Origin of the sequence: Pseudomonas sp. PKS, assembly GCF_051913525.1 — a bacterium.
Taxonomy (GTDB): Bacteria; Pseudomonadota; Gammaproteobacteria; order Pseudomonadales; family Pseudomonadaceae; genus Aquipseudomonas; species Aquipseudomonas guariconensis_D.
Map to the genome: position 1 here is coordinate 16,304 of NZ_JBEGDO010000015.1, position 14,138 is coordinate 30,441.

General features: G+C 62.5%; 11 protein-coding genes. 7 read left to right on the top strand and 4 right to left on the bottom strand.

Annotated features, from left to right (window positions below; all coding sequences use genetic code 11):
* Positions 1-78 precede the first annotated feature (78 nt).
* Complete coding sequence (locus ABOA88_RS15985) at positions 79-864, bottom strand: ABC transporter substrate-binding protein (protein WP_043209388.1); 786 nt, start codon at positions 862-864, stop codon at positions 79-81.
* A gap of 524 nt (positions 865-1,388) precedes the next feature.
* Entirely contained in the window at positions 1,389-3,350 is a 1,962-nt protein-coding gene (gene acs / locus ABOA88_RS15990; RefSeq protein WP_367851818.1) for an acetate--CoA ligase, read from the bottom strand.
* Between the two features lie 416 nt (positions 3,351-3,766).
* Here acs and ABOA88_RS15995 point away from each other — a divergent pair, with 416 nt between their 5' ends.
* Positions 3,767-4,024 carry a DUF2790 domain-containing protein gene (locus ABOA88_RS15995; RefSeq protein ID WP_043209383.1) on the top strand — a complete coding sequence of 86 codons (258 nt, stop codon included), beginning with the start codon at positions 3,767-3,769 and terminating at the stop codon, positions 4,022-4,024.
* A 96-nt stretch (positions 4,025-4,120) separates the two neighbouring features.
* Here ABOA88_RS15995 and ABOA88_RS16000 read toward each other — a convergent pair whose 3' ends face one another.
* Positions 4,121-5,680 carry a sigma-54-dependent transcriptional regulator gene (locus ABOA88_RS16000; protein ID WP_070093217.1) on the bottom strand — a complete coding sequence of 520 codons (1,560 nt, stop codon included), beginning with the start codon at positions 5,678-5,680 and terminating at the stop codon, positions 4,121-4,123.
* Between the two features lie 257 nt (positions 5,681-5,937).
* Between ABOA88_RS16000 and phhA the strand changes: the two genes are divergently transcribed.
* From phhA to ABOA88_RS16025, 5 genes are all read left to right on the top strand, one after another.
* A complete protein-coding gene (gene phhA / locus ABOA88_RS16005) occupies positions 5,938-6,726 on the top strand; it encodes a phenylalanine 4-monooxygenase (protein WP_196168930.1) in 789 nt (262 codons plus the stop codon).
* A 39-nt stretch (positions 6,727-6,765) separates the two neighbouring features.
* Positions 6,766-7,122, top strand: a complete 357-nt coding sequence (locus tag ABOA88_RS16010; protein WP_028691075.1) for a 4a-hydroxytetrahydrobiopterin dehydratase — start codon at positions 6,766-6,768, stop codon at positions 7,120-7,122.
* On the top strand, positions 7,119-8,315 hold the full coding sequence (locus ABOA88_RS16015) for an amino acid aminotransferase (protein ID WP_367851817.1): 1,197 nt from the start codon (positions 7,119-7,121) through the stop codon (positions 8,313-8,315). Before ABOA88_RS16010 ends, ABOA88_RS16015 begins: the two co-directional genes overlap by 4 nt.
* 230 nt (positions 8,316-8,545) lie before the next feature.
* The gene (locus tag ABOA88_RS16020) at positions 8,546-8,674 is read left to right on the top strand and encodes a hypothetical protein (RefSeq protein ID WP_268866950.1); all 129 of its coding nucleotides are present in this window, start codon (positions 8,546-8,548) and stop codon (positions 8,672-8,674) included.
* A gap of 102 nt (positions 8,675-8,776) precedes the next feature.
* Complete coding sequence (locus tag ABOA88_RS16025) at positions 8,777-9,976, top strand: MFS transporter (protein ID WP_196168928.1); 1,200 nt, start codon at positions 8,777-8,779, stop codon at positions 9,974-9,976.
* 105 nt (positions 9,977-10,081) lie between these two features.
* Here the strand turns inward: ABOA88_RS16025 and ydiJ are convergent, their stop codons facing one another.
* Positions 10,082-13,102, bottom strand: coding sequence for a D-2-hydroxyglutarate dehydrogenase YdiJ (ydiJ, locus tag ABOA88_RS16030; protein WP_367851816.1), 3,021 nt, complete (start codon positions 13,100-13,102; stop codon positions 10,082-10,084).
* 151 nt (positions 13,103-13,253) lie between these two features.
* Here ydiJ and ABOA88_RS16035 point away from each other — a divergent pair, with 151 nt between their 5' ends.
* On the top strand, positions 13,254-14,138 hold the full coding sequence (locus tag ABOA88_RS16035) for a LysR substrate-binding domain-containing protein (protein ID WP_367851815.1): 885 nt from the start codon (positions 13,254-13,256) through the stop codon (positions 14,136-14,138).

Sequence of the window (14,138 nt, forward strand, 5' to 3'; positions counted from 1 at the left end):
TCGGGACTTGGAATGAAAAATGGTGCAAACCTCAGAGCCTCTGCTGTTTGCACCATTGCACAGGTGAAACCCGACGTCTTACTGAGCTTCAGGCCCGTAGATGTCGAAGTTGAAGTACTTGGCTTCGATTGCCTTGTACTTGCCGTTCTTGCGGATCGCATCGATCGCGGCATTGATGCGCTCACGATTGGCGTTGTCGCCCTTGCGCACGGCGATGCCGACGCCGTCACCGAAGTACTTCACGTCGGTGAACGATGGACCGACGAAGGCGAAGCCCTTGCCGGCGTCAGTCTTGAGGAAGCCGTCCTCGAGCAGGGTGGCGTCGGCAACGGTGCCGTCCAGGCGACCGGCGGCGACGTCGAGGTAGATTTCGTTCTGGGTGCCATAAGGCACGACGGTGGCCCCTTTGGGCGCCAGGACTTCCTTGGCGAAGCGGTCATGGATCGAGCCACGCTGCACGCCGATCTTCTTGCCGCTCAGTTCATGCAGGTCTTCGCTGACCTGGGTGCCGTCCTTCATGACCAGGCGAGCCGGGGTCAGGTAGTAGCGCTTGGTGAAGTCGACCGACTTCTTGCGGTCTTCGGTGATCGACATGGACGAGAGAATGGCGTCGATCTTGCGCACTTTCAGTGCGGGAATCAGGCCGTCGAACTCTTGCTCGACCCAGGTGCACTTGGCTTTCATCTCTTCGCACAGGGCGTTGCCGATGTCGTAGTCGAAACCGGCGATGCTGCCGTCGGGTTGCTTGAAGGCGAAGGGTGGGTAGGCAGCCTCGATACCGATCTTCAACGGTTTCTCATCGGCCTGCGATACCAGGGACAACACGGACAGCGCCAGGGCGCCAAGCAGTGCGAGCTTCTTCATCAGGTAACTCCATCGGTACAGGGCAATACAAGGCAGGTGTAACGACTGCCCGACATGCGAATGGGTACAACGCGAGCCGCGGGGGTATCGACCAAGGTCGCAGACCACGAGCGAGTGAGTGGCATTTTAACGACAGCCCGGTGACCGATATTTCTTCAAAGCGACAACTACTTACAGAAGCGCCTTGAACCGCGGCGGGCGATATTGACAGCTCCCGCCAAATATGCAAGAGCAAAAGAAAAATAACCTATAAGCCAAGCAATAAGCGGGCCTATTATTGGCAAAGCCTTGTAGTCCGGCAAGTCCAGCGTGCCGACTTGCAAGAAAAGCCAGTCGCGCAGCACCACAATGGTATCTAACTGTTTCGAGTCGCCCCGCTTTTGTGCGAATCCGGTGACAGGAAAGGTTACCGATGAATGTCGGGTAACATCCCTCAGTAAAGCAAAAACCCCGCCGGTTGCCCGAGCGGGGTTTCGTTGTTTCGAAAAACGCGAGCGAAAGGGGCGCGAAGCGCCCCACAACCATCACGCCGACGCCAACGCCATCGACTTGTGGGTGTCGATCAGATGCTGCACCACCCCAGGATCGGCCAGCGTCGAGATATCCCCCAACGCATCGTACTCACCCGTGGCGATCTTGCGCAGGATGCGCCGCATGATTTTGCCCGAGCGGGTCTTGGGCAGCCCCGGCGCCCACTGGATCACGTCCGGCGAAGCGATCGGGCCGATCTCCTTGCGCACCCAGTTCTTAAGCTCCAGACGCAGCGCCTCGCTCGGCTGCTCGCCAGCATTGAGGGTCACGTACACATAGATACCCTGCCCCTTGATGTCGTGTGGCACGCCCACCACCGCAGCCTCGGCGACCTTGGCGTGCGCCACCATGGCGCTTTCGATCTCGGCCGTACCCATGCGGTGGCCGGAGACGTTGAGCACGTCGTCGACCCGGCCGGTGATCCAGTAGTAGCCATCCTCATCGCGGCGGGCACCGTCACCGGTGAAATACATACCGCGAAAGGTCTTGAAGTAGGTGTCGACGAAGCGGTCGTGGTCGCCATACAACGAACGCGACTGACCCGGCCAGGAGTCGAGGATCACCAGGTTGCCCTCGGCAGCGCCCTCGATCAGGTTACCCAGGTTGTCCACCAGCGCCGGCACCACGCCGAAGAACGGACGGGTTGCCGAGCCGGGCTTCAGGCCCGTGGCGCCCGGCAGCGGGCTGATCAGGATGCCCCCGGTCTCGGTCTGCCACCAGGTGTCGACGATCGGGCAACGCTCCTTGCCCACAGTCTGGTAGTACCAGTTCCAGGCTTCAGGGTTGATCGGCTCGCCCACCGAACCCAGCAGGCGCAGGCTGGAGCCGTCGGCACCGGCCACCGCGGCCTGCCCTTCGGCCATCATGGCGCGAATAGCGGTCGGTGCGGTGTAGAGAATGTTGACCTTGTGCTTGTCGATGATCTTCGACACGCGGGTGATGTCCGGGTAGTTCGGCACGCCCTCGAACAACAGCGTGGTCGCACCGTTGGCCAGCGGGCCGTAGACGATGTAGCTGTGCCCGGTCACCCAACCCACGTCGGCGGTGCACCAGTAGACCTCGCCCGGGCGGTAGTCGAACACCCGCTCATGGGTCAGTGCGGCGTACACCAGGTAACCACCGGTGGTGTGCAGCACACCCTTGGGCTTGCCGGTTGAACCGGAGGTATAAAGGATGAACAGCGGCTCCTCGGCGCCCATTTCCTTCGGCGCGCAGTGGCTGGAGGCGACCTTCATCAAGTCCTCGTACCAGATGTCGCGGTGCTGGTGCCAGGCGATGTCGCCGCCAGTGCGCTTGCACACGATGATCTTTTGCACGCTGCTGGTTTCAGGGTTGGTCAGGGCCAGGTCGACGTTGGCCTTGAGCGGGGTACGACGGCCACCGCGTACACCCTCGTCGGCGGTGATGACGATCTTCGAGCGGCAGTCGATGATGCGCCCGGCCAGCGCCTCGGGCGAGAAGCCACCGAACACCACCGAGTGGATCGCGCCGATGCGCGCACAGGCCAGCATGGCCACCACGGCTTCAGGGATCATCGGCATATAGATAGTCACCACGTCGCCGCGGTGCACGTCCTGACCACGCAGAGCGTTGGCGAACTTGCAGACCTGCTCGTGCAATTCGCGATAGGTGATGTTACGGCTGTCAGCCGGGTCGTCGCCTTCCCAAATGATGGCGACCTGGTCGCCGCGCTCGGCCAGATGACGGTCGAGGCAGTTGTAGGAAACGTTCAGAGTGCCATCAGCGAACCACTTGATGTCGACATGGTGATCGTCGAAGGAGGTCTGCTTGACCTTGGTGAAGGGCTTGATCCAGTCCAGGCGCTGGGCCTGCTCGCGCCAGAAGCCGTCCGGGTTGATCACCGACTGCTGGTACATGGCCTTGTAGGTGGCCTCGTCGGTCAGGGTATTGGCCGCAACCTCGGGACGAACGGGATACAGGGGAGCCGCACTCATCTGTTTTACCTCGGTGTAATAGTTGTTTTTGTATGGAATCGTTTGTAACTGTACCAGAGCGCGAAAAGCCATTCGACGTTGGTAGTAGCGAAACGCTGAATTCCCTACAAAAACTTACACAACCGCTCTACCCCAGCACTCACAGGGTGGTGAAGAAAAAAACCGAGGGGCCGATTCAGGGGATTGTTACAGATTCTGTCAAAAGGCAAAAAAACTTTATCAAAAGACCATCTGTTTCAGTGCACTGCCCCGCCATAAAATTCATCTCGCCAACAACGGCAAGGCGATTAACTCAAGTAACAGCCCCCACGAAGGCAAGTTGATCCCTCTCTTGATCCGATAGTTAAGACCTGGCTGTACTCGCGGCGCCAAAAGCGCCGCGTGCCCCCTCACGACCTAAAACAGGTAAATTGAAAATGAAAGCGTTACTGGCATTGGTACTTGGCGGTCTTTGCAGCGCGGCGATGGCCGACGAAGTTGCAAAGGATGTCGAGCAGATTCCGGTTGAGCAGTACAGTTACTCGCAGCATCTGGACATCGCCCGCGTGCTCTCTATGAGCGAAGTCCCGAACGTCTGTGAAGTGGTTCCAGCCCGCATGACCTATGAGGATTCCCAAGGGCAGAAGCACATCCTCGAGTACCGCGTGATGGGCAACGGCTGCTCCAACGGCTGATATTGGCAGTAACGCCTGCTGCGCCTCGAACATCCCGAGGCGCGCGGTGTCAAAAGTTGTCTTTACTCAGTTTCCGAGCAATTCATCTCTCTCACTTCATTCCGCCGATTTGTTGAGCGAATAATCGCGCAACTTATTGGCTATTGTCGTATGTGAAACCCCCAGACGTTTACCCAACGCTCGACTACTGGAATATTCCGTCATCAAGGATTCCAGTACGGCCTTTTCAAATCGTCCGACAATTTGCGCAAGATCCCCTTCCAACGAAAACTCACCCAACGGTTGCCGCGCTCCATAGTCCGGCAGGCGAATATGCTCGCCCTTCACTACCCCGCCCTCGCACAACGACACCGCCTGGAACAGCACGTTCTCCAACTGGCGCACGTTGCCTGGCCAGTGATACTGGCTGAGCTTGTCCATCGCCGCTGGCGCCAGACGCGGCATCGGACAGCCAATCTGCCGACTGGCCTGATCGAGAAAATGCTGTACCAGCCCGTCCAGGCCATCCATGCACTCGCGCAGCGGCGGGATGTGCAGCGACAACACATTGAGGCGGTGATACAGGTCCTGGCGGAACTCGCCCCGGGCGCACAACTCCGAGAGATCGACCTGGGTGGCGCAAATGACCCTCACATCGAGATACACCTCTTCGTCACTGCCCACCCGGCGGAAGCAGCCATCCTGCAGGAACCGCAGCAGCTTGACCTGCAGGCGCGGGCTCATCTCCCCCACCCCATCGAGGAACAACGTGCCACCGGCGGTCAGCTCCAGCAGCCCCAGCTTGCCTTCGGCCCGGGCGCCTTCGAAAGCGCCCGGGCCATAGCCGAACAGCTCGGTCTCAGCCATCGACTCCGGAAGGCCTGCGCAATTGAGTGCCATCAGCGGCGCCTGGCCGCGTGGGCTGGCCAGGTGACAGGCACGCGCCAACAGCTCCTTGCCGGTGCCGGTTTCGCCTTCGATCAGCAACGGCGCATCCAGAGGTGCCATGCGCCGCGCCTCGCGCACCACTGCGGCCATCACTCGAGAGCTCTGGAAGATACTGTCGAAGCCGCGCAACTCCTGCTTGCGCACGTTGTAGATGCGCTCACCGATACGATCTGCCCGGTGCAGGGTCAGCACCGCACCCGCCAGCGCCTCGCTGTCGTCGTGCTCCGATTGCAGCGGCGCGATATCGGCGAGGAACACATCACCCTTGACCTTGATGCGCAAGCCGTTGATCCGCGACTTGTTGGCCCGCACCAGTTCCGGTAGGTCGAAGTCCTCGACATAGCGCGCCAGCGGCAGCCCCGGCACCTCGTCGACCCGCACCCCCAGCAACTGGGCGGCGCTGCGGTTGGCCGCGACGATGCTGCCACCCATGTCGATCGACAACACCGGGAAATCCAGCGCACCGAGCAAGGCGTTGAGCTCCATGTGCCGGCGCTCGCTGGGCATCAGGCCTACGCGCTTGACCCCGAACACACCGGCGATCGACTCGAACTTGGGCCGCAGCGCCTGGAACTGCAGGTTGATCAGGTTCGGGCAGTGCAGGTAGATGGCATTGCCGTGATCGCCGCCAACCTCCCCGCGCAACACGTTGATGCCGTATTCCACCAACAGGTTGAGGATGTCCCGCAGGATGCCGATGCGGTTCTGGCAATGCACTTTGATACGCATGGAAAAGCCCCGAGGCGCGCAGAAATTTCAGCGACGCGTGGAAAAGTCGTAAAGATAAGCTGACAAAAACCCAGCTAAGGCCAGCTCGATGCCTGTGATTTTCCGGCATCCCGGCCTTTTTGTAAAATTATCGTTACAGAAACAACGTGCCGAATCGACCCACCCTCGCGCCACACCCCGTGCAAAGGCTCAGGCAAGGGGATATTCCTTAAGGTATGTCCTGCACATAACAAGAAAGCCCTCACCAGGAGAGCCACATGAAACAGACGCAATACGTGGCACGCGAGCCCGATGCGCATGGTTTTATCGACTACCCGCAACAGGAACACGCGGTGTGGAACACCCTGATCACCCGCCAGATGAAAGTGATCGAAGGCCGCGCCTGCCAGGAATACCTCGACGGCATCGAGCAGCTCAAGCTGCCCTACGACCGCATCCCGCAACTGGGCGAAATCAACAAGGTCCTGGGCGCCACCACCGGCTGGCAAGTCGCCCGCGTCCCTGCGTTGATCCCTTTCCAGACCTTCTTCGAGCTGCTGGCCAGCAAACGCTTCCCGGTGGCCACGTTCATCCGTACCCCTGAAGAGCTGGACTACCTGCAGGAGCCGGACATCTTCCATGAAATCTTCGGCCATTGCCCGCTGCTGACCAACCCCTGGTTCGCCGAGTTCACCCATACCTACGGCAAGCTGGGCCTGGCGGCGACCAAGGAAGAACGCGTCTACCTGGCCCGCCTGTACTGGATGACCATCGAGTTCGGCCTGATGGAGACTGCCCAAGGTCGCAAGATCTACGGCGGCGGCATCCTCTCCTCGCCCAAGGAAACCGTCTACAGCCTGTCCGGCGAGCCGGAGCACCAGGCGTTCGATCCGATCGAAGCCATGCGCACGCCCTATCGCATCGATATCCTGCAGCCGCTGTACTTTGTCCTGCCCAACCTCAAGCGCCTGTTCGACCTGGCCCACGAAGACATCATGGGCATGGTCCACCAAGCCATGAAGCTGGGCCTGCACGCGCCGAAGTTTCCACCCAAGGCGGCTGCCTGAGCTGCCTTGTCGATAACAACTCAAATCGGAAAAACACCCATGAATGCCTTGAACCAAGCCCATTGCGAAGCCTGCCGCGCCGACGCCCCTAAAGTCACCGACGAAGAACTGGCCGAACTGATCCGTGAGATCCCGGACTGGAACATTGAAGTGCGCGACGGCCACATGGAGCTGGAGCGTGTCTTCCTGTTCAAGAACTTCAAGCACGCCCTGGCCTTTACCAACGCCATCGGTGAAATCGCCGAAGCCGAAGGCCACCACCCTGGTCTGCTGACCGAGTGGGGCAAGGTCACCGTTACCTGGTGGAGCCACTCGATCAAGGGCCTGCACCGCAACGACTTCATCATGTGCGCCCGCACCGACGAAGTCGCCAAGACCGCCGAAGGGCGCAAGTGATGCATTTCGCGGCCATTGGCCGGGTCCCCGGCGACCCGATCCTCGGGCTGATGGAGGCCTACGCCCGCGACACCAACCCGGCCAAGTTCGACCTGGGCGTGGGCGTGTTCAAGGACGCCCAGGGCCTGACCCCGATTCCCGCGGCGGTCAAGCAGGCCGAGCAGCGCCTGGTGGAGCGTCAAGGCACCAAGAGCTACGTGGGCGGCCACGGCGATGCCGAGTTCGGCCGCCTGGTCAGCGAACTGGTCCTGGGCAGCGCCTCGCCGCTGCTCGACAGCCACCGTGCCGGCGCCACCCAGACGCCTGGCGGCACCGGCGCCCTGCGCCTGGCGGCGGAGTTCATCGCCCATTGCCTGCCGGGCCGTGGCATCTGGCTCAGCGATCCCACCTGGCCGATCCACGAGACCATCTTTGCCGGCGCCAAGCTGAAGGTGTCCCATTATCCCTACGTGGGTGCGGACAACCGCCTGGATGTCGCCGGCATGCTGGCCGCTCTGGCACAGGCCCCGGAAGGCGACGTTGTGCTGCTGCACGCCTGCTGCCACAACCCCACCGGTTTCGACCTGAGCCAGGACGATTGGCGCGCCGTGCTCGAGGTCGTGCGCAAGCGCAACCTGCTGCCGCTGATCGACTTTGCCTACCAAGGTTTCGGTGATGGTCTGGAAGAAGACGCCTGGGCGGTTCGCCTGTTCGCCGCGCAATTGCCGGAACTGCTGATCACCAGTAGTTGTTCGAAGAACTTCGGCCTGTACCGCGATCGGACCGGCGCCCTGCTGGTCTGCAGCCATGACGCTGAAAAGCTCCTGGATGTGCGCAGCCAACTGGCGCTGCTGGCCCGCAACCTGTGGTCCACCCCCCCGGACCATGGCGCCGCGGTGGTCGCGCAGATCCTCGGCGATCCGGCCCTCAAGGCCCTCTGGGTCGAAGAGGTGAACGCCATGCGCCAGCGCACCGCCGAACTGCGCGAGGGACTGGTCAAGGCCTTGGCCCCCCACGGCCTGGCCGAACGCTTCGCCCACATCGCCGCGCAACGCGGGATGTTCTCCTACACCGGGCTGAACCCGGAGCAGGTCCGCCTGCTGCGTGAAAAGCACAGCGTGTACATGGTCGGCACAGGCCGGGCGAACATCGCCGGGGCCGATGCGCAGCGACTGGAACAACTGGCAGCTGCCATCGCCGACGTCTGCCGGTAAGTGCCGATTCGCGGGTAGACCGCTCTGCAAAGGCTTGCACGAGGCCTGTGCAGTAGCGGGCTTACCCTGCGAAAAAGCTTCCCGGATTGTCCGATAGCCGCCCGCAAAACCGCGCCGCAGGGCGGAAAAACTCAAACTGTCATCCGGACTCCTGTATCCTGCCCCAGCTTTTCGAAGCCACACACGCGCCTGGCGCAGTCTTTTCACTCACACTTGCGAGGAACGACGAGATGCATGAAATCCCGAATCTTCCCTTCCCAAGCCTGAACCCCGAAGAGCTAACCGTTGCCGCCCACACCGAACCGACGCCTGCCGTCGAACAGGATGGCGACGATCAATCCAGCGCTGACCAGGAATAAATCGCGCATCCCCCCGACTGTGTGAAAACGGCTGACTCGCGGGAACTTGCCCGTCATCGCGTTTTCACACCGTCCAGAACCCTCTACCCACCAAAGACCTCCATGCCCGACTCACCGCGTCCCCTTGCGGTCACCCTGCAAGTTGTTTCCATCGTCCTTTTCACCTTTATCGGCTACCTGAACATCGGCATTCCCTTGGCCGTGCTGCCTGGCTATGTGCACAACGACCTGGGCTTCAGTGCGATTGTCGCGGGGCTGGTGATCAGCGTGCAGTACCTGGCCACCCTGCTCAGCCGCCCCTATGCCGGGCGCATCATCGACAATCTCGGCAGCAAGAAGGCCGTGATGTACGGGCTGCTCGGCTGTGGTCTGAGCGGCGTGCTGATGCTGGCCAGCAGCTTCTTCACCCACCTGCCCTGGCTGAGCCTGGCGTGCCTGCTCATTGGCCGTCTGGTGTTGGGCAGCGCAGAAAGCCTGGTCGGCTCAGGCGCCATCGGCTGGGGCATCGGCCGGGTCGGTGCCGAGCACACCGCCAAGGTGATTTCCTGGAACGGCATCGCCAGCTACGGCGCGCTGGCCGTCGGCGCACCGCTCGGGGTGCTGATGGTGAAAAGCCTGGGGCTGTGGAGCATGGGCACCAGCATCATGCTGCTGGGGATCATCGGCCTTCTACTGGCCTGGCCCAAGCGCGCCGCGCCGATCGTCGCAGGTGTGCGACTGCCGTTCCTGCGGGTCCTGGGCAAGGTCTTCCCGCATGGGTCGGGGCTCGCCCTGGGCTCGATCGGTTTTGGCACCATCGCCACCTTCATCACGCTCTACTACGCCAGCCGCGACTGGAACAACGCAGCGCTGTGCCTGAGCGTGTTCGGTGCCTGCTTCATCGGTGCCCGCTTGTTGTTCGGCCACTTGATCAATCGTATCGGCGGATTCCGCGTGGCCATTGCCTGCCTGGCCGTCGAATCCCTTGGCCTGTTGATGCTATGGCAGGCGACCAGTGCGGAGCTGGCCCTGGCGGGCGCCGCCCTCAGTGGCTTCGGTTTTTCGCTGGTGTTTCCGGCGCTGGGCGTGGAGGCGGTCAATCAAGTGTCGGCCGCCAACCGCGGGGCTGCGGTGGGCGCCTATTCGCTGTTCATCGACCTGTCGCTGGGTATCACCGGCCCCTTGGTGGGCGCGGTGGCGGCGGGCTTCGGCTTTGCTTCGATCTTTCTGTTCGCCGCCGGCGCGGCGGCTTGCGGACTGGTATTGAGTCTCTATCTGTACCGCCAGGCACAACGCCTGCGCCAGCGCGCTGACGAAACCTGAGAGCCCTGCGCTGTCTGATCCGCTTCTTCGCGGGTAAACCCGCCCCCACAAGGGTTGGCGATGATCCTTGTGGGAGCGGGGTTACCTGCGAAGAGGGCAGAACGACTAACGCTGCGCGTACTGCAACACCACTTCCAGTGGATGGCGCATCTGGCGCTCGGTCATGCGCTTGACCTGGCTGCGGCACGAATACCCCGTGGCCAATGGCTCTCCTTCCTTGTCCAGCTTGGTGGCCCAGGACTGCTCGAAGATGGTCCGCGAGGTCTGCTGGTTACGCGCCTCGTGGCCATAGGTGCCGGACATGCCGCAGCAACCGGTAGCCTCAGTGACCAGCTTCAGGCCCAGGCGCGCGAACACCTGTTCCCACTGCCGGGTGCTGGCCGGCACATTGGTCTTCTCGGTGCAGTGGGCCATCAGGCGGAAGCTGCCAGCGTCGACGGCAGCCTGCTCCGGAAGCACGTCCATCAGCCACTCCTGGGGCAGTAGTACCTTCGGGCAGCCCTCCAGGCCATCGACCTTCTGGTACTCCTGGCGATACACCAGGGTCATGGCCGGGTCCAGGCCTACCAGCGGTACACCGCATTCGGCCAGCGCCTTGAGCTGGGTGGCATTGCGGATCGCCGCCTTGGCGAAGGCCCCCAAGAAGCCCTGCACGTGCAGCGGCTTGCCATTGGCGCTGTAAGGCGCCAGGAACACCCGATGGCCCAGACGGTGCGCCAGCTCGATGAAGGCCGCCAACAATGGCGTCTCGAAGTAACGGGTAAAGGCATCCTGAACCAGCACGATGGCGCGCTCGCGCTGGGCTGGGGTCAGCTCGCGCAGAGCCGGCACGCTCGCCACACCGACGCGGCAGCGGGTCAAGGTCGACTGGAAGTTGAAGCGACTGATCAATGGGCTGTCGACCATGCCGACCTTGTCGGCCAATAGCTTGCTCACCCATTTGGAGCCCATCACGGCGTTGTACAGGCCAGGCGCGTGAGCCAGATACGGGATGGTGAACTCCAGCGAACCGATCAGGTAGTCGCGCAGCGGGCGCTGGTAACGGCCGTGGTACAGCTCGAGGAAGCGCGAGCGGAAGTCCGGCACGTTGACTTTGATCGGGCACTGTCCCGCACAGGATTTACACGCCAGGCAGCCAGCCATGGCGTCATAGACCTCGTGGGAGAAATCCTCCTGCCCCTGCTGACGGGCGCGGGCATTGCGCAGGCGTGCCGGCAAACCCTTGAGCCAGGACACCTTGCCACGTGCGGCAGCGAGCACATCGATATCCGCCTCACCCTGCAAACGCAGCCATTCGCGAATCAGCGAAGCGCGGCCCTTGGGCGAATGCTGACGCTCCCGGGTGGCCTTCCAGGAAGGGCACATGGCGTCGTTGGGGTCGTAGTTGTAGCAGGCGCCGTTACCGTTGCAGTGCACCGCGCTGCCAAAGCTCTGCCAGACACGCTCGTCGATGGTACGGTCCAGGTCGCCGCGCAGGGTCACGCCATCAACCGGGGTCAGGCCTTCGCTGCTGTCCGGTGGGGTGCAGATCTTGCCTGGGTTGAGCTGGTTATGCGGGTCGAAAGCGCCCTTGAGGCGTTGTAGCGCCGGATACAGTTCGCCGAAGTATTCGGGCACGTATTCCGAGCGCAGGCCCTTGCCGTGCTCGCCCCACAGCAGGCCGCCATAGCGTTGGGTCAACGCGGCGACTGCATCGGAGATCGGCTTGACCAGCGCTGCCTGGGCCGGATCCTTCATGTCCAGGGCCGGGCGCACGTGGAGCACGCCGGCGTCGACGTGGCCAAACATGCCGTAGGCCAGGCCATAACCATCGAGCAGTGCACGGAAATCAGCGATGTAGTCGGCAAGTTGCTCCGGCGGTACCGCAGTGTCTTCGACGAACGGCTGCGGACGAACCTCGCCCTCGACGTTGCCCAGCAAGCCCACCGAGCGCTTGCGCATGGTGTAGACCTTGGTCACCGCCTCGGCGCCTTCAGCCAAGGTGTGGCCCAGGCGCTCGACGCTGGTATCGGCCTTAAGGTGAGTGATGAATGCCTCGACCCGAGCGTTGACCTCGGCCGGCTCGTCACCGCAGAACTCGACCAGGTTGATGCCCAGGGTCGGACGCTCGGGGTCGGCCGGGAAGTATTCGGCGACGCTGTGCCAGACGATGTCCTGCATCGCCAGCATCAGTACCTTGGAATCGACGGTCTCGATCGACAATGGCTTGTGCGCCATCAGCGCGTTGGCATCGCGCAGGGCGTCCATGAAGCTGGTGTAGCGCACGTTCACCAGCACAGCGTACTTCGGAATCGGCAGCACGTTGAGCTTGGCCTCGACCACATAGCCCAGCGAGCCCTCGGCGCCGCACAGCACGCTGTTGAGGTTGAAACGGCCCTGTTCGTCGCGCAGGTGCGCCAGGTCGTAGCCGGTCAGGCAGCGGTTTAGCTTGGGGAAAGTGCTCTCGATCAGCTCGCCCTGGGTTTGCTGGATCTCCCGGGCCATGCGGTACACCTCACCGACCCGGCCGGGCGCAGCGCAGGCCTGCTCCAGCGCGGCATCGTCAATCGGCAGGCTGTGCAGGTGCTCACCGCCGAGCAGGATGCTGTGCAGTTCAAGCACGTGGTCGCGGGTCTTGCCATAGGTGCAGCTGCCTTGGCCGCTGGCGTCTGTGTTGATCATGCCACCGACGGTGGCACGGTTGGAGGTGGACAACTCCGGGGCGAAGAACAGCCCATGGGGTTTGAGCGCAGCGTTGAGCTGGTCCTTGACGGTGCCGGCCTGGACCCGGACCCAACGCTCCTCGACGTTGATCTCAAGGATCTTGTTCATGTGCCGCGACAGGTCGACAACGATGCCGTCGGTGAGCGACTGGCCGTTGGTACCGGTGCCGCCACCACGCGGGGTCAGCTTGATCTGGCGGAACCGTGGCTCGGCCATCAAGGTGGCAACCCGGGCGACATCGTCGGCGTCCATCGGGAACACCGCCGCCTGGGGCAGGCGCTGATAGATGGAGTTGTCCGTGGCGAGCACGGTACGGGTACCGTAGTCGGCGCTGATCTGGCCACGGAAGCCGCTGTTGCGCAGCGCTTCGAGGAATTCTGGGTAGTGGGCGGCAGGCGCACGGGTCGACAGCTGGGCGATCATCGAAGGATGGCCTCTTGATATAGGCAAATTCACGGAAATCCTGTCACTCCGGCATGGATGGACTGTGCAGGGATGACGAATGTGCCAATGTTCCTGTAGTTTCCAGACAAGGGCAAACGGATATTCCTGCCGCTATCGATGAGTTTTGCGAATGAATTACCGCCACTTGACCCCATCGATGTCGTTGCTGCTGGCCTTCGAGGCCGCCGCCCGGCATGAAAGCTACACCCGCGCCGCTGCCGAACTGTCCCTGACCCAGAGCGCGGTCAGCCGACAGGTGCAGGCGCTGGAGCAACAGCTCGGCTTGACGCTGTTTCGCCGCGAAGGGCGCCAGGTCCAGCTGACCGACGTGGGCCGCCTGTATCAACGGGAACTCAGCGAAGCCCTGGGGCGCATCCGCAGCGCCACCTTGCAGGCCCTGGCCTACCAGTCGGGCGTCGGCACCTTGCGCCTGGCCACGTTGCCGACCTTCGGCTCCAAATGGCTGCTGCCGCGCCTGCATGCCTTCTACACCGCGCACCCCGGGATGCTGGTGCACATCCATTCACGGATCGAAGCGATCAACTTCGACACCAGCGAAATCGACGCCGCCATCGGTGTCGCCACCCACGACTTGCCGGGGCTGATCTGCCACCGGCTGCATGCCGAGGAGCTGGTGGTCATCCTGCCGCCAACGGCTGCAGACGATGTCCGGGGCTGGGACCCGGTGCGCATCAGCGAACAGGTGCTGCTCAACGTCGCCAACAACCCGCATGCGTGGGGCGAGTGGTTCTCCCACCATGGCCTGCCCCACCGCAGCATGCGCCTGGGGCCAAGCTTCGAGCTGACCTCACATCTGATCCAGGCCGTACGAGCCGGCATCGGCATCGGCCTGGTACCGCGGATCCTGGTGGAGGAAGAATTGGCCAGCGGTGAGCTGGTCAGCGCCGGGGGCGCCTTTGCCAGCCAGCGCAGCTATTACCTGATCTATCCACCGCGCAACGAGGCACTGCCCTCGCTGCGGGCGTTCCGGGGGTGGTTGCTGGAGCAGATCTGA